Consider the following 17,846-nt stretch of genomic DNA (forward strand, 5'->3'; position numbering starts at 1 on the left):
CGAACTTTTAGGTGATTGGCGGAGCTGATCGCTAAATTCGTTTCAACATCAGGTCCCCATGGCAAAGCAAAAGTTTAAAATTACCAACTGGCCCGCGTACAACAAGGCACTCAGACAACGCGGTTCCCTGACGGTCTGGCTTGATGAGTCGGCCATCGCTGGATGGACTGACAGTTCTTCGCCTGAAGGTCGTGACCGGCCGCTTTACTACAGCGATATGGCTGTTACCACTGTCCTGATGATGAAGCGTGTGTTTAACCTGTCGCTCCGGGCATTACAGGGCTTCGTTGATTCGATTTTTAAACTCATGTCTTTGCCGCTGTGCTGTCCGGACTACTCGCTGGTCAGCAGACGAGCAAAGAGCGTCAACATCAGCATAAAAACGCCAACGCGTGGTGAAATCTCGCATCTGGTCATCGACAGTACCGGTCTGAAGGTCTTTGGCGAAGGTGAAAGGAAAGTCAGGCAGCATGGGGCTGACAGACGAAGAGTGTGGCGCAAGCTTCATCTGGCAGCAGACAGTGTGACTCATGAGATTATCTGTGCCGACTTATCGCTCAGCGGAACGACAGATGCGCAGGCACTGCCGGGCCTTATTAACCAAACCCACCGGAAAATCAGGGAAGTGTCAGCAGACGGTGCTTATGACGCCTGTTACTGCCACGATGCGTTGCTAAGAAAGAAAATCAGGCCCCTTATCCCGCCGCGAAGCGGAGCGAAATACTGGCCGGATAAGTACCATGAACGTAACCATGCGGTGGCGAATCAGCGTCTGAGCAGGAGTAATGATATGTGGAAAAAGAAAGTGGGTTATCACCGGCGTTCAGTGGCAGAAACAGCGATGTTCCGCATAAAAACTTTGCTGGGTGGCCATCTGAGCCTGCGTGACTATGAGGCTCAGGTAGGTGAAGCAATGGCGATGGTCAAAGCGCTGAACCGTATGACGTTGTTGGGTATGCCACACAGCGTCAGGATCGGATAACAGCTGTAGCAGAGGGAGCCATCCTGGCGGCTAATTCTGATTTATTCAACAAAGCCGATAAATCAATTACCTCTAATTTACTGGCTATATACTCGAAATAATCATCACGTTCTTTTATTGTTTTAAAATACTTAATTTCAGGATAAATATTTATATATGGGCCATTTGATCTATTAGATGGAATATATTGTTCGCCTACCTTTTTTATTTCTCCTATAGCCTCAAAATTAATCCCTATCGTTTTCGTTGGTTCGTAGGCGTTTCCATTATCGTAATTATCAACGTCTATTGTTAAAAAACTCATATGACTTCTCCTTTGTTTTACTCACTGTTTGGAAAATCGGTTATAGCCGACATCGTAACTCAGCCAGGGTAGGGCATTACCAACCGGGGCGACACGCATGCCAGGCGGGGTATTTTCAAAGATGAGCCTGACTTCCCCATCTCGTGTCTCGTTTTTGCCAAATGAATCAAGGGTATTTGGGGGAACTTCATTAAATTGCCAGTTACCCTTGTCATATTTAAGCAAGTGACTGTTGCCAATCATTGAACGACCAAACTCGCTCCAATCCCGCGCTGTCCGGAGATTTTGAAACCATTCATTACCCCCAAACACCGCATTCAGACCCTTGTCGACAAGCGGTTCGACCCCCATTGATATCCCCCCAATTAGTCCGGCTTTTCCCAGTACGCCCTTGATGCCAGAAGGACTGTTTTTAGCCAATGTTTTCATCTCACGGGTGACATTCCGAATCGATTTCACCATATCGACAGCCCATTTTGTCGTAACAAAAACCAGAATACCGGCGAGCACGGTTTCCCAACCGCCGATTGCCTGAATAACGCCATCAATATTTTTCCAGACAGATTTAATCATCGGGCCGATCGTTTCCCAGTTTTCGACGATAAGTCCACCGCCTATTACCATTAACGTGACTAGTTTACCTAGCGTCGACATTTTCATCACGCTGTTAAAAATCCTGAAAGCACGGGTAACAACACCGACTGCTGTCGCGGTGCCCAACAGATAAAGCCCCCACTTGGCGAAGGATTTAATCAGTTCTGGATGGGCTTTTGACCAGGTGCGAAATTGCTCAATCAACGGCTGGATTTTCTTTGTCGCCTCAACAATTGAAGGCAGAAAAATACTACCGATACTCACGCTGGCAACATGCATCTGATTTTTAAACAGTTGTATTGCATTTGCGGTAGTGGCTGCACGGCTAGCGTATTCCTTCTGCATTGAGCCGCCGTACTTTTGTTTGTCTGCGACCCTATCCAGGTTAACTTCCAGTAATTTAAGGTTGGTGAGCAGTGGCGCAATGGCCCCTAGGGATTCAGAGCCAAACAAATCATTTAATAATGCAGCCTGATCTTTTTTAGGGACTTTCTCAATGGCTTTCAGCACCATTAACATAGCGCCTTTCGCATCTTTTTGCATTTGTGCGGCCAGTTTTTGGGGACTGATTTTTAAGGTGTGTAGTGCGATTTTTTGCGATTTTGTCGCTGATTTCCCTTTGGTTAACGCCAGCATAAAGTTTTTAATACCGGTTGCTGCCACGTCTGACTCAACCCCCATCCCAGCAATGGTCGCGCCCAGCGCGGCAATCTCAACGGAGGCAAGACCCGCCACTTCACCCAGCGGGCCAATACGGGTCACAATTTCAGAGATTTTGGCAGCATTAGCTGGACCGTTATTGCCAAGGGTGTTGATTTTATCGGCAAGCGAGACGACATCATTTTGCGTTAACCGGAAGGCGGTACGCCACTGTGCCATCATCTGCCCAGATTGCTCAGCCGTCTGGTCAAAGGCGATACCCATTTTTATATCGGATTGGGCGAAGGACATTAATTCTTCTTTCGCTATCCCCTCCTGGCCCCCTGCGGCCACAATCTGCCAGATACCATCTTCGGCCATCGGCAATTCTGTCGATAGCTTAAGAATATCTTCCGACATCTGTTTAAACTGCGCAGGCGTATCAAAATCAACCACCTTGCGGACATCAGCCATCGTCGACTCAAAGTCTATTGCCTGCTTGATAGGGCCAGCCATTGCGGTAACAATCCCCGCCCCTAATGCCGCAGCGCCTGCCATTCCCGCGCTAAACTCTTTCTTGAAAGTTTTCATTTCACGCCGCATCCCCTTTAGCGGGGCGGAGAGTTTATCAACGGCAGTGATAATTGCTTTTAACTCAATACTGTTAGCCACCGTGCTGCTCCTTGTTAATGCGAACAGCCTCCGCTTCCAGATCAAAGAACTGGCTTAGCTGATGCTGGCGTAATTCAAGGGGATTTAGTCGCCAGAACCAGGCAACGTTATAGAATCGTCGTCTGAGACTGCCAGGTTCTGGGCACCGGTAAAAAAACCCACGATGATCATCTAAGCGACAAACACATCATGTAGCGCTAGCTGTTGTGCGGAGGAACGAGGTATCCCCGTCAGTTCAGGCAGATAAGACAGAGCTGAACGCGTATCCAACCGCATATCGCCTCGTTCAGAGTAACTAAAAGGAATGCCGTATTTTTCAACCTGATCAAACTTGGGTTCCTGAATTTCCAGGACGGTGACTTTGTTATTGTGTACCTGAATCGGCTTACTCAGTGCTATTGATTTCATTGATAAAATCCTTCGTCTCCATGAAATTCCATCTCGACAGTGCCTTCGTCAGCATTATGTGAAGATTCGCCTGATAGCCACGCGCCAGACAACACATAAACCATGCCGTTAGCCAATTCCGCAGTAATGGTCATTTCATCTGCTGTAGTGAGTTTTTCTATTGGAAAACTTCGCTCAACTTTAAATTCTGCCTTGATATAAGGCGCTCGATGGGTTTCTTTATAATGGACACTGCCATCAATACCCACCAGGTCTTCCCTGATAACCGTATTCATCGGCACTTCCACACTGCCATTCAGTGAGAGTTGTTGGCCGTCCACCTTAAAATAGCAAGTGCCACCTATTTTTCTTTTTCCCGTCATCACACCACCTCACCCTGGTTATATTGCAGCCTGAATTGATTCGCCAACGCAAATACCCGCAGTTGATTGATATAATCCGCAGGAAAGACCACATCAATCCGATTAGGATCATTGGCGTTGCGCTCAACGATAAGATGTTGCCTAAAAGCGTCAAAATTTTCGACAATCCCTTCATTTTCCAACTGGCGATAAACCGCACAGAGTTCGCCTTTGATTACGGCTGGCGTAACGATCGCTTGCCCTGCCCCGAATTGGGTACCATCATCAGCCAGTTTTTGCCGCCCGTACTTGCTGGTGATCACCGACTTCAATCGCCGCAAAATATAAGCGCTGGTATAGAGTGTTTCACTGTCCAGATAGCTGTTATCGGCCACGCCGTAACTGTTTTTCTGGTAGGTCGTCACATCGCGCTGAATGCGTAATACGCCGCCTTCGACATTGGCGGTAGCAATACCGTGTGAAAGTAGGGATTGCAGCTCCTTCAAAGTGAAGCGTTGGCCCGACGGTGCGGGTAACACTCCGTTTAACTCGCCCGTGTGGGTCGGTCTGGCTGGGTCATTACGCAAAAATATCGCGCACCGTGCCAGTCGTGCCGCAACCAGTTCATCAAGCGCAGTTTGTGTCGCTTTCTCATAGCCTGCAATGGTGAGATGCGGATCATTAAGCGTGTCGCCAAAAGCGACCAGTTCACCGACCGTCCCTTTTTTGGCCGTATAAACATGGCCGTATAACTGTTGATAAGGACTCCAGCGACCGTTCGTGTCGTTCATCTCTGCGCTCATCTTTTGCAAAGAGGCAGCATCAGAGAAAGGCAACCCGATAAGTCACCCATGGCACTGATAACGCTATCCATATCAGGTGAGCCCGTACCTGCACTCATGGCAGTCATCGTGATATTAAGGCCATTAGGCGTATTCTCACCGCCTGTCGGCGAATAATAGTTCATCATCAACGGAATATCGTTGCCGGTTAACCCTTTATGTTTTGCCGTCAAGCTGATCTTGTCAGCATCTATCGTCGCGGTGACGGGTAAGTCCTCGTTATTGTTAATGGCCTTACCAAGCGCGGCGGCAACCGTATTCGCGGTATCTGATTTCTTGACGGCCGCTAAAATACGTTGATTGCCGATATAGAGCGTGACGACACCGGAATCGGTTGCCGTGCCACTTATCGCAATCTCACCTTTTGCTTCAGTGCCCGTTGTTTCAGGTACGGCAATGACAAACAGTTCACCGACTGCATCAATCCGGCGGTACGCTTGCACCATACGGTGTAACTGGCTGCCACGACCGGCTAACTGCTGCATCATCTCTGTCGAGGGCATGATCATCGGTGAATTTAAGGTCATTTGTGCAGTGGGTAATGCATGACCAATGAGCAAGGCAGGGCCGCTGGCTTGCATCGTATTGGCGGCACTGTTATCCATTTCGGGATAGAAACCAGGCACCCGCAAATTAGCGTTCACGGTATTAAAGCTAATGGTCATTCCGGCGTCTCCTCTTTAGCTTTTTTTAATTTGGTTCTTGTGGTATCAGTCGACTCTTGCACAATTGGGGAATTATCGGATTCACTTACTTCTTCTATATCATCGTCCTGTTTTCTTCTGATCCAAAAAAGCGTTTTTTGAACCTGCAATCCTTCCTCTGGCAGATAGTCACCAAAATACTCTTTGGTGTCTTGCATATATTGAGGGATGGGCACTTTTCGCCCGTGCTTAGGCTTAATAAAAACAATTTCAGGTTGGGTACCCATCATTTTATCTTCATCTCCAGATGCGAGTTTACGCCGCTTGACTGTTCGTTCAGGTCAATAGCAACGGTGTGTAAATCAGGTAAATTATTGAGGTCAGCATCGTGGCGGGTATCTTCGGCGTTGATGTCTGTTTCCGTGTTAAATTTAAACATGTAGTGATATTCGGCGCGGTTTGAATCCGCTTCTTCTGCACCGGCATAATTAATCGCGCCACAACCCGGCTCTGGCTGCCAACCCAGTAATGCCCGCCAGATTTCAGACCTGACTTCATTTAATGTGTCGACAGAGGGATATTTTCCCTTTTGATTACGTGCATTATTTAAAATCACCACGACATAAAAACTTTCGGTTAATGATTGCCAATAATCCGTTTGTGACCGTTGTTCACCGACAACATCTTCTCCCGGAATAACGTAAGCAGCTGGTAAAGCCAGTTTGCCGCAATCCGGTAAATCCTCATATTGAGAGACACTGCCTACTCTGTTTTCAAAACGGGGACACAAGGTTCGTAATGCCGCAATAATGGGACTAAGTTTCATGATCCTTTCCTTTTCGTCTCTCTGCCCGCAGTGATTGACGCAGTGCTCTCTTTAGCGTGTAGCTCGTCCAACTTTTTAGCCGCGTTAACGTGGCGACCATGTAATTTTGACATTTCTCAATACGCCACCCCCCGCGTTGGTGGTGACGTTTTTGTCGTTTGTGCTGTTTAGACATGCCGCGAGAAGCGCTACGTACCCCGTAATGCAGAAAAATAGGGTAAAAATCGCCTTCAATCGGTCTACTGCCGACACCGCCTTTCTGATTGGGGGCGATCTTGACCATTAACCCGGGTCTTCGTGATGTTGCTTTCGGAACGTAATAACCAATAGATCGCGCTAATCGTCCAGTTTGCCATAGTGGGGTTTCACCGGGTCGTGAACGCCCACCCCGCTTCATCAGTTGACGACGTGCTGATTTCAGATGCATTTGACCGACTTTCACAAAAGCACGACGGATCCTTGCTCGATTAAAGACAAATTCTTTGGGTTGATGAAAATCAATATGGAGATTATCCAAAATCATTTCCCCTTTCTGGTTGACTGCTCATTTCTTCACAGGAAAAAGACAGAAAACGCCCCGCACTGTGGATATCAATAACGCCCCGTATGAGGTAGATGACACCGTTAATCAGTGCTTGATCACTTGAGTAAAGCGATTGTCTGTATCTCACAATGATTTTATGCGTGATGGTTTTGTTGATTTGAAAAGAATGGAGGCGAAGTGTGTCACTCACGGGGATCAATTTTCCCCAGACGGTATGCTCATCTAGATTTGCTGCCTGTATTCCGCTGCCGCCTATCGGTTCATCCTGTCGCGTATAAAACAACACGCGCTTATTTAACTCTCCGGGATCGGGGAAACGGGAATACGGTCTACTATAATGCGGTTTCATAGTCCGCTCAGCCTGTAGTCATCCACTAAAAACTTAAAAAACGGAAAAATAGACCACTGTTCCATATCGGATATACCACCACGATGCTCATATAACCCTGTCACCAATAGCAACATCCCCTGAATAATCGCCGCATTGATAACCAGGCCGTGAGGGTCAGTTTAAGGCACGGATTCTTTGTAGAGATTACGGTTAAGATGTGCGATGGTCTTTTGCTCTACGGCAGCGATATAATTCTCAAGCAGTACATCTTCACTGTTATCGCCTAATTCAATTCTGCATTGTCGCTTGACCTGTTCTTTGTCAATAAACATGTTGGTTTATTTCCAGTAAAAAATGGCCTACCCATGTAGGCCATTGTGTTTAACGTTGATTACTCTCCGTTATTCCCACCTTTTCCCGCGCCACCTGAAACCTCTATCTTGGTTAAGTCACCTTTGATAAACGCTTCAGGGCGGTAAACCGCGAGTGCCAGACGCTCTTCGTAACGAATCGAAATCATATTCTTTTCAAAATCATCGGTATTCTCGGTACTGATCACCACGTTTGCTTCTTCACGGTCAAACAGTTGCGCAGCTAAATTGAAAGCCTCCACCAGGAATTTATCTTTAAACTCAGCGGCTTCTGTGACGACAACGGGTAAGCCCCACAATGTCGGTGTCGTCAGGGCTGCCGGATTGGAAAGGAGATAACGCCCCAGCTTATCCTTGATAAGTTCAATCTGTGCCCAGTTGGTAAAGTGCAACACATGGCCTGTCGCGGGGATCCGTGCCAGTTGCTCTTGTAGCATGGCAAGCCGCAGATCATCGATCGCGGTTCGATGTGCTGGTTTTAATTCTGCTTTGAATGCGGTGGCCTGAGTAAAGATCCCGTTCAGGTTTGAACCGGTACCGTCACCAAAAAGAATTTGGTGCTCTTCAACGTATTTCAGGCCATAACGTAGCTCCATATCGATAAGGGAGGCCAGTTGCGAAAAGTCATCCAGAATTTGCTTGGAGGCTTTAAACATATGGGCAATCGTGCGAACGGGGACTGTTGCATCTTCAAATTCAATCGTGCTATAGGGCTTCGCGGTATTTTCCGCGAAAGTCTTGGCATTATTGGTAAATCCTTTCTGCTTCACGTAATAAATCGTGTTGCTTTGCGTCTTTCCACTGGCGATCAAATCACGAATGAACAACCGTTGCTTCGGCTTGCTCAAAATGTTTGATTGACGGTCTGGCGCGACAATCGTCCCGGTGACATCCGATGAAATCAGGGAGGCATTAACCGGCGCGACTATCCGTTTGTTGGATTCCATGCCCGAGCCTAAAGCCTGTACCACCTCCATGCCAACCACCTGTTGACCGATAGAACTCACCACGTTCAACTCATTGGCGACGGGCATTTGGGCAATATGCTGTTCAACTTCGCCTACCTGGGCTTTCAGGGTTTTTTCTGCTTCGCGTAAGGCGTTTAATTCGACCGCCATTTTATCAACGAACGCCTTGGTTTCTGCGGAAAGTTCACCGGATTTTTGTGCTTCTTTCAGGGCTTTCTCTGCCTGGGCGCTATATTTGCTGCTGGCTTCTTCAATAGAAGCCGTTACTTTCTTAAACATTTCATTAATATCAGACATATTGTCTCCAGTTTAATGGGGTATCGACACCAGACGACGCAAGGCATTATCCAGTTGTGTCACGGTCTCGGAGGAAACATCAGGGGTAGCGCTTGGCGTACCGTGAGAGGGAGTGATAGCGCCCGGCATATCACCCTGTAAGGCTTTCAGTAATCGTCGTCGTTCAGCTCTGGGCGTATTGGCTTTCGCTAAGAGTGAATCAATTTTTCTCAACGCGGCAGTGGGAGAAGCGTTATCCTGTTGTGTGCTATCGGCGGGCAGGAATGTATCAGCAAACACTTTCTCTACGGCTTCTCCACCATTAATCCAGGTTTCATTATCCATCATTGCGGTAATCATCTTTTCATCCATGCCGGTTCTGGCAACGTAAACATCGCGCATGGCAAAATCAAAAGGCATCATTTTTTCAGCAATCTCGGCAAAGTCATGGCGATTACCGACGGCCATACCCCAGGTGTTGTGGATCAACAGAAAAGCACTGCGCCCGATTTGTATCTCATCGCCTGACATGGCAATGATTGAAGCCGCAGAAGCCGCTAATCACAATATTTTCACGGTCACTTTGCCAGCATATTCACGGAGTTGATTGAAGATAGTCAGCCCTTCAAACAGATCGCCACCCGGCGAATTGATATTGACGGTAATATCTTTACCTTCCAGTGAACGTAATATTGCGCCAATTCGTTTAGCGGTGATCCCTTCACCTGCCCAATCCTGCCCAATCCTGCCCAATCGTCTCAAATATCGATAGCGTATTATCATCCTGGCTTGATGCCCTGATGCTGCTGTTCCATTTTGCTAATGCTGACGGTGAAATTTCACTGGTCATTTTCGGACAGGGAAAAACCGCCGGTAATACCGGAAGTGCATTTTTTTTCATCGGGAAAAACTCCAGTTATTCTGTTTCTTGCTGGGGGCCAGTCGGGTGATGAGATGAGGATTTTTCAGGAATTGACATCCTCCCCGCCCTAAAGGACGGGGTTTTACGGCGCACCTGATAACCCGGAATTTAGCGCCGCTCGCACTTTTTCGCCGTCATTCTCCTGCCCCAGTTGATCGAGGGGCGTCAGGTTCAACTGAACGGTATACAGGTCTCCGCCATCAATCGGCGGCAGATTTTCCAGTCTCCTCACATCATTGCGACTCATCCAGCCATTTTGTAGCGCAGTCGTGTAATAGGCTGCTCGACCCGTGCTATCGGTTCTGAGCAGTCCTTCAACCGAAAACTCTGCAAAATAATCCTCGTCATTATCCAGCAGACAGCGGGCGATTTCCTGTTCAATATTGACCAGTAAGGGCCGTAATGTATTGGTCAGAAAAATCAGGTTCATCACTTCCACGCTCGAAGCCCAACTGCTTTGTTTCGTAATATGACCGACCATAAACGGCGGAACACGATACCAGCGGCAGATTTCTTCCACGCTATGATCGCGGCTTTCCAGCATTTGCGAGGTTTGTGGATCCAGCGTAATACCATTAAATTTCATTCCAGCTTCCAGCATCATCACTTTGCCGGTATTTTCTGAGCCAGCAAAGGTTTCAAGATGCTTATGAAATCTTTCACGCTGTTCTTCTGTTAAAAACTTTTCAAACGAGATAAAACCGGATGCTGACATGCCTTTCTGGAAATAGCGCGCTGCCGTTGTTTCGAGCGACATCGCGGAGCCAAACACTTCACGACCCGTTTTCAACGGCATCATGCCGCAAATGCCGTCTAATCCGAACCCCCGTATGTGCATCATGTCATTATCTGCAATAACTCGCGGTTTTAATGAGGAATAACCGGGTTTGGTGTCGTTGGTATAGTGGTATTCCAGTCGCCCGTTATCACGCCGTTTAACGGTGATGTTTTGGGGTAATAGTGGGACGAGGGAGACCAGACGCTGACCGACCTTCTTTTTTTCAACAAAGGCATTACCACGTAAACACAAGCTGGCAACAATCATTTGGATAAAACGCGAAGGTGTCATTTCCAGATTAGGACGACGACACAAGACAGGATAAGCAGGGTGTTGCTGTGCGAGGCTTCGTGAACCATCCGACTCACGGTGATAGAGTTTGAGCGGTAACGTGGATATCGATTCACTCAATAGACGCACACAAGCCCAGACCGCAGAAAGTTGTAGGGCTTTATCCGTTGTTACCACTTGCCCACTCTTACTTTGGCTATAGTCATAAAACGATGACAGCGTATCCGTTAAATTCTGCGGCACCCCTAGCCAGGTGAGCACCGGCTTTTAATTTTGCCAGGAGATTGATGTTTTTTCACTACAGCCCTATCATAATCGGATTGGTTAAAAAGCCATCCAGATCGCCGGTTTCTTCTTCAAGCACCTCGGCGGCCCCGATTGCCATCGCCAGCGCAACAACCCCGTCAATGCGCCCGTTACTACGCCGTTTGCTAAAAACACGATTGCCGTTTTTATCTTCTTCAATAACGGTATTCGCGGCGTTCCAGCGTAGGCAAGGATTAAAATCAATGCGTAATTCGCCACCAAGAAGACGCTGCTCAAACAATTCAATGGATCGCGGCATCCAAAGTCCGGATTGTTTCGATTTACCGAAGCCTTGTCCGTGCGGCGTTAATAGCGTATTCACCCCTTAGTTTTCCAGTTCTGGTCGTAAATAATCAATATGATACGCATCGTAGGCAATACGATTGAGGGTATAGCGTGCGGATAATTCTGCTATCCGTTGGGCAACAAAGCTCAGATTAATTGCATTCCCTGGCGGGGCGTTAAGATAACCCGCTCGCAACCAGGCATCGTAAGGCACTCTGTCGACCCTGGCACGCTCCAGTAAGGTGTCTTTCGGTGTCCAGAACTCGACATAAGCCACTTTTTCTTCCGGCCAATAAAGCGCCAGCGCCGTTAAATCCTGCTTTCCGGATAAATCCAGGCCACCGTAGCAGGGTGAGTTTGCTAGCGCCGCTAAATCCAGCGAGGTTTTCTCACACGCCATCCAGCTATCACTATTAATCCAGGGATTCTCGGCATCGACCCACTGACAGAAATTAAGACGGCGAACCAGGCTCTCTTTGGCTGGCATCCCTCGGGCTTGCGTGACTTGCTCTTGTAGGTAGCGTTCGCTTAACGTATGCCCTAATGAGGGATTCGCTTTTTTCCAACAACCGCTATCTTTAAAGGGGTCATCGCCTTCGTCTAGCGAACAGATGAACGCGAAAAAGCTATCATATTCAATGCTCCCTTCTGCAACTTTACGTCCGTATTCGTGATAGTCATAGCAGACACTGATTTTGTCATGTCCACTATTGGTGATCATGAAAATCAATGCCTGTTGGCGGCCTTTTGTGCCCGCCCGCATCATTTCCACGACCTGATTACTTTTGTGCTCGTGAATTTCATCAATCAAGGCACAGTGCGGACGCGGGCCGGATTGCCCATCATCGGCACTGATAGGCCGGAAAAACGCACAGGCTTGTAAAAAAGCCAGATTCCACTCCTTACCCGCCCCACCGGATTTCTGAATACGTTCGGCCAGCTTTGGCGATTGGTCTACCATCGCGACGGCGTCACGAAACAGGATCATCGCCTGGTCTTTTTTGGTGGCAGCGGCGTAGACTTCGGCTCGCGCTTCATTATCGGCAACCAGGCAATATAGCCCTATCCCCGCCGCCAGTGGCGATTTTCCTGATCCTTTTCCGGCTTCAACGTAGGCCATCCGAAAACGGCGTTGTCCTTCGTTGTTTCGCCAGCCAAAAAGGGCGCCAACGATAAAACACTGCCAAGGAAGTAAAGTAAACGGCTTGCCTTCATAGATACCGCCGTTCAATTTCAATACGTTGGAAAAAAAACGGATGGCACGCTGTGCGGATCCGATATCCCACAACAGACCCCGAGTATTACCCGTCGATAAATCCCGCAAGTGACGTTGACAGGCATGACGAATATCAGGCCCGGCAAGCTCCTGACCTGAAATCACCGAGGTGGCATAGTCGGTAGCTAAATCAGTGAGCGAAGAACTCGTCGAGTTCGTCCGGTTTTTTTTCTTTGTCATGCGTCCTCACCTTGGTTCTTGCTGCGGGTGTTAAGCCAAATTCAACCAGATAGCTTTTAAAGCGTTTATCCGCATCCGACAGCATCGAAACGGCTGGATTCGCCTTGATTAATACGCCGTTTTGAGAATGCACCTCAAACGTTTCACCGTTGCTCTCTATCAAGGCGCGATACCGCAGGATCTCAGCGTAAATATCACACAGCCTTTCCAGTGCAAAAGCATCGGCAATCGTTAATACGCCCATGCTATTTAACAGCAGCGTTAGCCGCTCCCAGGTTTCTTTTGCCGTATTGGATAAGTGTTTTGGGGGAGGGGCTGAATAGAGTGGTGGGGTAGGCTCTGCGCTATTAAGTGGTCTTCTTCCTGGATTACCGGTCACTAATTTTAAGGCGGTTGGTTTTGGGCGTCTTCCTGCCATAAATGTATCCATTTTGTTAATTTTTTATAAAAATATCTGTATTTCAATAACATGCGATGTTTTGTGAAATGAGATTTCATTTCGCGACTGTGCGTACAGAGGGGGCACTCGGGTCAGTAAGCTTTATTTACTGGAACTTTTAACCCGCCCTCCCCGTGATATTTTTGTATTCCAATGACTATTTGGATTACTCGGCATCCCGTCTTCATCACAGCCATAGCCTTTATTCCCTTTTTCCATTCGTTGCTTTGTAGAACTGTGGTGTGAGACGCATAGCCCCTGCCAGTTCTTTTCATCCCAGAAACGTTTTTGTGCTGTCTTAACTTCTTCTGCTGTCTGAGCAAAGTGAAGACGGTGCGGTACAATGTGGTCAACGACGGTAGCAGGATTAATTAAATCACTTTCCAGGCACATTACGCATAAAGGATTTCTGGCAAGAAATGCCCGTCTCGCTTTATCCCAGCGAGCATTGTACAGTTGGGTTTTCTTCATTTGGCATTTTGACTTACTGGTCTATTATTGAATAATATCCGAAATTCTTTCTGAATATTATTGATACAATCAGAATCAATATTTGTACAAAAAGTGTCTTTCGATTCACTCTTATTGCTTGCTATGTATTTTTCTAGAGGAAGTATTTTTAAGTGTTTTATTCTCGATGCTGGAATAACACATTCCTTCTTTTCAAGGGTGATAAAGCTTAAGAAATCATACGTTATTGTTGGCGCACACATAGACAGATATTCTTCTGGCGTATCCGTATCTTTTAAAAAGACTTGAATTGCGTGAAAACCAGTGCTCCTATATTTTCCCATATTGTTTATCCTCTAATGCTTTTATTCACAATTGGCGGCTCAGGCAACGGCATCCAGTGGCTAGCGGTACATATTTTCTGGATACCTTGACAACAATCGGCATAATGAAATTGGCCATTACCCAGATAAACGCCAACTAGCTGACCTTTTGTATTGTTATTATAAATAAGTACTTTATCGTCAATATCTGGCAGACGAACACGACAATCAATCCAGTTCATTTATTCTTCGCTTCCTGGTGATGAGACAAGACGACTTGCCGCACATAGTCTTGCAAGCCGTTTATCTGCTCTTCCGCAACTTCGATTCGTCGTCTAAGGGTGAAATAATTTCGTGGAGCGGTGTCTGTAAGTCTGGCGCGGGTTGCATCATCCAAGCCGGAGGGGGTGGCATTGGCGGACATATTGGAACAGGTTGCTTTGACCCACAACCTGCGACGATTAGTAGCCACATTGCGCTCAAGCTGGGTAATAAGTTTCTTATCATGTTCAAGTGCTTTGGTGTGTTGTGTATCCAGCGCTGAGATGGTCTGCATTTGATGGCTTAACTGCTCAAATGCAACCTGTTGTTTTTCCCTATCAGATACAGCAATCTTTCGTGCTTTTTCAGCGTCGTAATACAGTGTCTGGTAATACAGTGTTACTCCTAACATTGAGGTCAGTAGCAAAGCGATAACAAGAGGAATTTTCCAATTCATTTTTCTACACAATACGCTATGCCGTTAATTGATCTCAATGTTTCAAACTTTACCTCAAATATTGCTTTCGCTTTTTCGCAACGCGCTTTTGATGAAAATTCATGACTACTCACCGAAGCAAAGTCAGTTTCTGCAAAAGGGGCAGCATACATGGCAAAAATCAATATCCACATGGAGTCCTCCTCGTTATCTTTTGATTTGAGGCTGATACCTTCCAGCCCAGACTTTGGCCGCATGTAAACAATCTGAAAAGATCTTGCCCTTTGCGCTGGCTGCATTACGGCGATAATGTTCCACTGCGATATCTGCACTGATTCTGGCTACAGATTGCTCGTAACCCTGCTTAACAAGTTCAGTTACCACATGTTTTTCAATGAATTCTATGTTGTTCATAATAACAGCTACTGTGCTTCCTTAAAAAGTTAACAACAATTGAGCTTCTTCAATTAACCCCTTAACCTTCTTCGTATGTGCTGCCTTAATATTTTTCCATTCACTCAATCAGGTACCGAATAAGCTAGCAATCGCCTTATCAGTTTTTAATTCAGCACATGCTGTATTAAGTTCCTGCATGATGCTGCGTTTACGAGGATTGACAACTTGTCCTTTAGTCCAGTATTCATAGAGTACGTCATCACACTCCTCTTGGTACTGAACGACTTTGTCACGGATTTCATGCTTGACCTTGTTGGGGTTAATTGTTTGAAGCCAACCAGCAAGTTTCCGAAGCGGAAGGCAAAGCATCTTTCGTGTTCTACCGTCTTCTGCAACCATTGTGATTTCCGCAATGGTTGTATTAAATCGTTGTTTTAACTTTGTAAATTGAGATGCCCAATCCATCTCCATGCCCTCAACAATAGGTTTCATCGGGGTATACGGTTCTCCGTTGTGGTTAACGATATACAGTGCGTTGCCATGAAAAGGAACAGTGATTGTGTTCATTACGTTTTCCTTAATTTGAAATGAACCTTTGCCGCACAGGAAATCAGTCCATCGAGGCTCGCCAGCACTAACCGACTTCCTCAAAGGCTCATTTCAAATGGTTCAGGTTCGATGTGATTCTTTACGCAGCGGGGTGTATAGAAAAGCCTTGAACGATAACCAAGGATCATTGAGTTGGAATGATTAGTGCATTTGGATTTAAACAAATTTCCCGTTTTACCTCTCTGCGGTTAATCAGCCCTTTTGATACCTTTCCTTCATCATATTTCCATCGGCGCATCTGGTCACAAGCGCCTTGAATATCTCCGGCGTTCAACTTTTTAAGCAGCGTTGAATTGGCAAATGCCCCACTGCCGATATTGTAAACAAATGAAGTCAAGGCGGCTTTTTGCAAATCGGTAAGCTGAACAGTGACATAACGTTCAACAGTGGCACGTGCTACCAGCAAATCCTGTATCATTAACGCGTTGCATTCTTCTTTGCTATAAATTTTCCCTGTCGTAACGTCCTTGCCCGTATGACCGTGACAAACAGTGAGCACACCACCACCATCATGATAGGGCTTATAGCGCTTACCTTCGTGCCACTGCACCAGGACAGTAGCAAGTGCCAATACGCCGCCTGCCGTCACTGTTATTAATCGTTTACGAAGTTCGAGAGACATTATAGTAATCCGATCGGTAGTTCAGCCCAGTATTGGTACCTATCGGGTGTGAACGTTTCATACTGACCGTTATCCCAACCTTGAAAGTAGAGAAAATCCCCACTTTCCGCAATAACACTGACCAAGACATTGTAATAGGCTGCATTATTGGTAATAAGATACTGCTCAGCCTTTGAGGACTTGCTGGGGTTTTCGTTTGAAGGATGTAAGTTAAGTTTTAATTCCTTACTCATCATCACGTCCTCTTTATTGTTATTATTTTTCATGTTTCGTCTTAAAACAGTATTCCTTGTGCCGGTAGTACCAGTTCAGCCCAACGGTCAGCACTGAACAGATAATACCCGTAACCAGCGCCCACTCGCTCAGCGATAGCGCACCACACAGGAACGTCGTCGCGCTGGCTTTGTTGAATAAATCAGAATTAGCCGCCAGGATGGCTCCCTCTGCTACAGCTGTTATCCGATCCTGACGCTGTGTGGCATACCCAACAACGTCATACGGTTCAGCGCTTTGACCATCGCCATTGCTTCACCTACCTGAGCCTCATAGTCACGCAGCCTCAGATGGCCACCCAGCAAAGTTTTTATGCGGAACATCGCTGTTTCTGCCACTGAACGCCGGTGATAACCCACTTTCTTTTTCCACATATCATTACTCCTGCTCAGACGCTGATTCGCCACCGCATGGTTACGTTCATGGTACTTGTCCGGCCAGTATTTCGCTCCGCTTCGCGGCGGGATAAGGGGCCTGATTTTCTTTCTTAGCAACGCATCGTGGCAGTAACAGGCGTCATAAGCACCGTCTGCTGACACTTCCCTGATTTTCCGGTGGGTTTGGTTAATCAGGCCCGGCAGTGCCTGCGCATCTGTCGTTCCGCTGAGCGATAAGTCGGCACAGATAATCTCATGAGTCACACTGTCTGCTGCCAGATGAAGCTTGCGCCACACTCTTCGTCTGTCAGCCCCATGCTGCCTGACTTTCCATTCACCTTCGCCAAAGACCTTCAGACCGGTACTGTCGATGACCAGATGCGAGATTTCACCACGCGTTGGCGTTTTTATGCTGATGTTGACGCTCTTTGCTCGTCTGCTGACCAGCGAGTAGTCCGGACAGCACAGCGGCAAAGACATGAGTTTAAAAATCGAATCAACGAAGCCCTGTAATGCCCGGAGCGACAGGTTAAACACACGCTTCATCATCAGGACAGTGGTAACAGCCATATCGCTGTAGTAAAGCGGCCGGCCACGACCTTCAGGCGAAGAACTGTCAGTCCATCCAGCGATGGCCGACTCATCAAGCCAGACCGTCAGGGAACCGCGTTGTCTGAGTGCCTTGTTGTACGCGGGCCAGTTGGTAATTTTAAACTTTTGCTTTGCCATGGGGACCTGATGTTGAAACGAATTTAGCGATCAGCTCCGCCAATCACCTAAAAGTTCGATTTATTCAACAAAGCCCGTCGCGCTGGCACCATAGGCCGTGCCCGTTGTGTATTTTTCAATGTTATTCATAGATAGTTTTATTTATTTAGTT

General features: G+C 47.1%; 23 protein-coding genes and 5 pseudogenes. 2 read left to right on the forward strand and 26 right to left on the reverse strand.

The window, feature by feature from the left end; genetic code table 11:
* Positions 1–58 precede the first annotated feature (58 nt).
* Positions 59–982: an IS5 family transposase gene (locus E3U36_RS02605; protein WP_180817004.1), complete on the forward strand. Its 924-nt coding sequence runs from the start codon at positions 59–61 to the stop codon at positions 980–982.
* Here the strand turns inward: E3U36_RS02605 and E3U36_RS02610 are convergent.
* The 26 genes and pseudogenes from E3U36_RS02610 to E3U36_RS02735 form a co-directional block, all read right to left on the reverse strand.
* The gene (locus E3U36_RS02610) at positions 969–1,286 is read right to left on the reverse strand and encodes a hypothetical protein (protein WP_180817005.1); all 318 of its coding nucleotides are present in this window, start codon (positions 1,284–1,286) and stop codon (positions 969–971) included. The two genes, E3U36_RS02605 and E3U36_RS02610, sit on opposite strands and share 14 nt — an antisense overlap.
* A 21-nt stretch (positions 1,287–1,307) precedes the next feature.
* Positions 1,308–3,191: a phage tail tape measure protein gene (locus E3U36_RS02615; RefSeq protein ID WP_180817006.1), complete on the reverse strand. Its 1,884-nt coding sequence runs from the start codon at positions 3,189–3,191 to the stop codon at positions 1,308–1,310.
* A 171-nt stretch (positions 3,192–3,362) separates the two neighbouring features.
* On the reverse strand, positions 3,363–3,599 hold the full coding sequence (locus tag E3U36_RS02620) for a phage tail assembly protein (protein ID WP_238337494.1): 237 nt from the start codon (positions 3,597–3,599) through the stop codon (positions 3,363–3,365).
* Positions 3,596–3,961 (reverse strand): phage tail tube protein, encoded by a 366-nt coding sequence (locus E3U36_RS02625; RefSeq protein WP_041866670.1) that lies wholly within the window; start codon positions 3,959–3,961, stop codon positions 3,596–3,598. Before E3U36_RS02625 ends, E3U36_RS02620 begins: the two co-directional genes overlap by 4 nt.
* A pseudogene (locus E3U36_RS02630) lies at positions 3,961–5,447 on the reverse strand (phage tail sheath subtilisin-like domain-containing protein). Before E3U36_RS02630 ends, E3U36_RS02625 begins: the two are co-directional and overlap by 1 nt.
* Positions 5,444–5,716: a DUF2635 domain-containing protein gene (locus E3U36_RS02635; protein WP_180817007.1), complete on the reverse strand. Its 273-nt coding sequence runs from the start codon at positions 5,714–5,716 to the stop codon at positions 5,444–5,446. The pseudogene E3U36_RS02630 and the gene E3U36_RS02635 overlap by 4 nt, the downstream one beginning before the upstream one ends.
* Complete coding sequence (locus tag E3U36_RS02640; RefSeq protein ID WP_180817008.1) at positions 5,713–6,252, reverse strand: phage tail terminator protein; 540 nt, start codon at positions 6,250–6,252, stop codon at positions 5,713–5,715. Before E3U36_RS02640 ends, E3U36_RS02635 begins: the two co-directional genes overlap by 4 nt.
* Complete coding sequence (locus tag E3U36_RS02645; protein WP_180817009.1) at positions 6,242–6,775, reverse strand: hypothetical protein; 534 nt, start codon at positions 6,773–6,775, stop codon at positions 6,242–6,244. The genes E3U36_RS02640 and E3U36_RS02645 overlap by 11 nt, the downstream gene beginning before the upstream one ends.
* The gene (locus E3U36_RS02650) at positions 6,762–7,145 is read right to left on the reverse strand and encodes a phage head closure protein (protein WP_180817010.1); all 384 of its coding nucleotides are present in this window, start codon (positions 7,143–7,145) and stop codon (positions 6,762–6,764) included. Before E3U36_RS02650 ends, E3U36_RS02645 begins: the two co-directional genes overlap by 14 nt.
* Positions 7,146–7,306: 161 nt before the next feature.
* A complete protein-coding gene (locus E3U36_RS13145; protein WP_180817011.1) occupies positions 7,307–7,459 on the reverse strand; it encodes a head-tail connector protein in 153 nt (50 codons plus the stop codon).
* A gap of 59 nt (positions 7,460–7,518) precedes the next feature.
* Positions 7,519–8,763, reverse strand: coding sequence for a phage major capsid protein (locus tag E3U36_RS02660; RefSeq protein WP_180817012.1), 1,245 nt, complete (start codon positions 8,761–8,763; stop codon positions 7,519–7,521).
* A gap of 12 nt (positions 8,764–8,775) precedes the next feature.
* Positions 8,776–9,643: pseudogene (locus E3U36_RS02665) on the reverse strand (head maturation protease, ClpP-related).
* A gap of 151 nt (positions 9,644–9,794) precedes the next feature.
* Positions 9,795–11,032, reverse strand: a pseudogene (locus tag E3U36_RS02670) (phage portal protein); the annotation flags it as partial.
* Positions 11,032–12,780 (reverse strand): annotated as a pseudogene (locus tag E3U36_RS02675) (terminase large subunit). The pseudogenes E3U36_RS02675 and E3U36_RS02670, both read right to left, overlap by 1 nt.
* Complete coding sequence (locus tag E3U36_RS02680; RefSeq protein ID WP_180817505.1) at positions 12,731–13,198, reverse strand: phage terminase small subunit P27 family; 468 nt, start codon at positions 13,196–13,198, stop codon at positions 12,731–12,733. Before E3U36_RS02680 ends, E3U36_RS02675 begins: the two are co-directional and overlap by 50 nt.
* 123 nt (positions 13,199–13,321) lie before the next feature.
* On the reverse strand, positions 13,322–13,690 hold the full coding sequence (locus E3U36_RS02685; RefSeq protein WP_180817013.1) for an HNH endonuclease signature motif containing protein: 369 nt from the start codon (positions 13,688–13,690) through the stop codon (positions 13,322–13,324).
* Positions 13,687–14,013, reverse strand: coding sequence for a hypothetical protein (locus E3U36_RS02690; protein ID WP_180817014.1), 327 nt, complete (start codon positions 14,011–14,013; stop codon positions 13,687–13,689). The genes E3U36_RS02685 and E3U36_RS02690 overlap by 4 nt, the downstream gene beginning before the upstream one ends.
* Positions 14,014–14,018: 5 nt before the next feature.
* On the reverse strand, positions 14,019–14,234 hold the full coding sequence (locus E3U36_RS02695) for a DUF551 domain-containing protein (protein WP_180817015.1): 216 nt from the start codon (positions 14,232–14,234) through the stop codon (positions 14,019–14,021).
* On the reverse strand, positions 14,231–14,710 hold the full coding sequence (locus E3U36_RS02700) for a lysis protein (protein ID WP_180817016.1): 480 nt from the start codon (positions 14,708–14,710) through the stop codon (positions 14,231–14,233). The genes E3U36_RS02695 and E3U36_RS02700 overlap by 4 nt, the downstream gene beginning before the upstream one ends.
* Positions 14,707–14,883, reverse strand: a complete 177-nt coding sequence (locus E3U36_RS02705) for a hypothetical protein (protein WP_180817017.1) — start codon at positions 14,881–14,883, stop codon at positions 14,707–14,709. Before E3U36_RS02705 ends, E3U36_RS02700 begins: the two co-directional genes overlap by 4 nt.
* 13 nt (positions 14,884–14,896) lie before the next feature.
* On the reverse strand, positions 14,897–15,103 hold the full coding sequence (locus E3U36_RS02710) for a hypothetical protein (RefSeq protein WP_180817018.1): 207 nt from the start codon (positions 15,101–15,103) through the stop codon (positions 14,897–14,899).
* Positions 15,104–15,124: 21 nt separating this feature from the next.
* Positions 15,125–15,652, reverse strand: a pseudogene (locus E3U36_RS02715) (phage antirepressor N-terminal domain-containing protein).
* Positions 15,653–15,818: 166 nt separating this feature from the next.
* On the reverse strand, positions 15,819–16,316 hold the full coding sequence (locus E3U36_RS02720) for a lysozyme (RefSeq protein WP_180817019.1): 498 nt from the start codon (positions 16,314–16,316) through the stop codon (positions 15,819–15,821).
* On the reverse strand, positions 16,316–16,552 hold the full coding sequence (locus E3U36_RS02725; protein WP_180817020.1) for a hypothetical protein: 237 nt from the start codon (positions 16,550–16,552) through the stop codon (positions 16,316–16,318). Before E3U36_RS02725 ends, E3U36_RS02720 begins: the two co-directional genes overlap by 1 nt.
* 19 nt (positions 16,553–16,571) lie before the next feature.
* Positions 16,572–16,775, reverse strand: coding sequence for a phage holin family protein (locus E3U36_RS02730; RefSeq protein WP_439647288.1), 204 nt, complete (start codon positions 16,773–16,775; stop codon positions 16,572–16,574).
* Positions 16,772–17,695 (reverse strand): IS5 family transposase, encoded by a 924-nt coding sequence (locus E3U36_RS02735; RefSeq protein WP_180816040.1) that lies wholly within the window; start codon positions 17,693–17,695, stop codon positions 16,772–16,774. Before E3U36_RS02735 ends, E3U36_RS02730 begins: the two co-directional genes overlap by 4 nt.
* On the opposite strand from E3U36_RS02735, the gene E3U36_RS02740 reads away from it, so the two are divergent.
* On the forward strand, positions 17,689–17,826 hold the full coding sequence (locus tag E3U36_RS02740; protein WP_180817021.1) for a hypothetical protein: 138 nt from the start codon (positions 17,689–17,691) through the stop codon (positions 17,824–17,826). The two genes, E3U36_RS02735 and E3U36_RS02740, sit on opposite strands and share 7 nt — an antisense overlap.
* The last annotated feature ends 20 nt before the right edge of the window (positions 17,827–17,846 follow it).

Origin of the sequence: Arsenophonus endosymbiont of Aphis craccivora (assembly GCF_013460135.1) — a bacterium.
Taxonomy (GTDB): domain Bacteria; phylum Pseudomonadota; class Gammaproteobacteria; order Enterobacterales; family Enterobacteriaceae; genus Arsenophonus; species Arsenophonus nilaparvatae.

Excerpts from the sequence above, each read along its gene's own strand:
- E3U36_RS02605 (WP_180817004.1), top strand. The coding sequence starts at position 59 with ATGGCAAAGCAAAAGTTTAAAATTACCAACTGGCCCGCGTACAACAAG.
- E3U36_RS02635 (WP_180817007.1), bottom strand. The coding sequence starts at position 5,716 with ATGATGGGTACCCAACCTGAAATTGTTTTTATTAAGCCTAAGCACGGG.
- E3U36_RS02725 (WP_180817020.1), bottom strand. The coding sequence starts at position 16,552 with ATGATGAGTAAGGAATTAAAACTTAACTTACATCCTTCAAACGAAAAC.
- E3U36_RS02700 (WP_180817016.1), bottom strand. The coding sequence starts at position 14,710 with ATGAATTGGAAAATTCCTCTTGTTATCGCTTTGCTACTGACCTCAATG.
- E3U36_RS02720 (WP_180817019.1), bottom strand. The coding sequence starts at position 16,316 with ATGTCTCTCGAACTTCGTAAACGATTAATAACAGTGACGGCAGGCGGC.
- E3U36_RS02705 (WP_180817017.1), bottom strand. The coding sequence starts at position 14,883 with ATGTGGATATTGATTTTTGCCATGTATGCTGCCCCTTTTGCAGAAACT.
- E3U36_RS02620 (WP_238337494.1), bottom strand. The coding sequence starts at position 3,599 with ATGAAATCAATAGCACTGAGTAAGCCGATTCAGGTACACAATAACAAA.
- E3U36_RS02735 (WP_180816040.1), bottom strand. The coding sequence starts at position 17,695 with ATGGCAAAGCAAAAGTTTAAAATTACCAACTGGCCCGCGTACAACAAG.
- E3U36_RS02710 (WP_180817018.1), bottom strand. The coding sequence starts at position 15,103 with ATGAACAACATAGAATTCATTGAAAAACATGTGGTAACTGAACTTGTT.
- E3U36_RS02640 (WP_180817008.1), bottom strand. The coding sequence starts at position 6,252 with ATGAAACTTAGTCCCATTATTGCGGCATTACGAACCTTGTGTCCCCGT.
- E3U36_RS02680 (WP_180817505.1), bottom strand. The coding sequence starts at position 13,198 with ATGGCAGGAAGACGCCCAAAACCAACCGCCTTAAAATTAGTGACCGGT.
- E3U36_RS02690 (WP_180817014.1), bottom strand. The coding sequence starts at position 14,013 with ATGGGAAAATATAGGAGCACTGGTTTTCACGCAATTCAAGTCTTTTTA.
- E3U36_RS02685 (WP_180817013.1), bottom strand. The coding sequence starts at position 13,690 with ATGAAGAAAACCCAACTGTACAATGCTCGCTGGGATAAAGCGAGACGG.
- E3U36_RS02660 (WP_180817012.1), bottom strand. The coding sequence starts at position 8,763 with ATGTCTGATATTAATGAAATGTTTAAGAAAGTAACGGCTTCTATTGAA.
- E3U36_RS02625 (WP_041866670.1), bottom strand. The coding sequence starts at position 3,961 with ATGACGGGAAAAAGAAAAATAGGTGGCACTTGCTATTTTAAGGTGGAC.
- E3U36_RS02695 (WP_180817015.1), bottom strand. The coding sequence starts at position 14,234 with ATGAACTGGATTGATTGTCGTGTTCGTCTGCCAGATATTGACGATAAA.
- E3U36_RS02610 (WP_180817005.1), bottom strand. The coding sequence starts at position 1,286 with ATGAGTTTTTTAACAATAGACGTTGATAATTACGATAATGGAAACGCC.
- E3U36_RS13145 (WP_180817011.1), bottom strand. The coding sequence starts at position 7,459 with ATGTTTATTGACAAAGAACAGGTCAAGCGACAATGCAGAATTGAATTA.
- E3U36_RS02645 (WP_180817009.1), bottom strand. The coding sequence starts at position 6,775 with ATGATTTTGGATAATCTCCATATTGATTTTCATCAACCCAAAGAATTT.
- E3U36_RS02650 (WP_180817010.1), bottom strand. The coding sequence starts at position 7,145 with ATGAAACCGCATTATAGTAGACCGTATTCCCGTTTCCCCGATCCCGGA.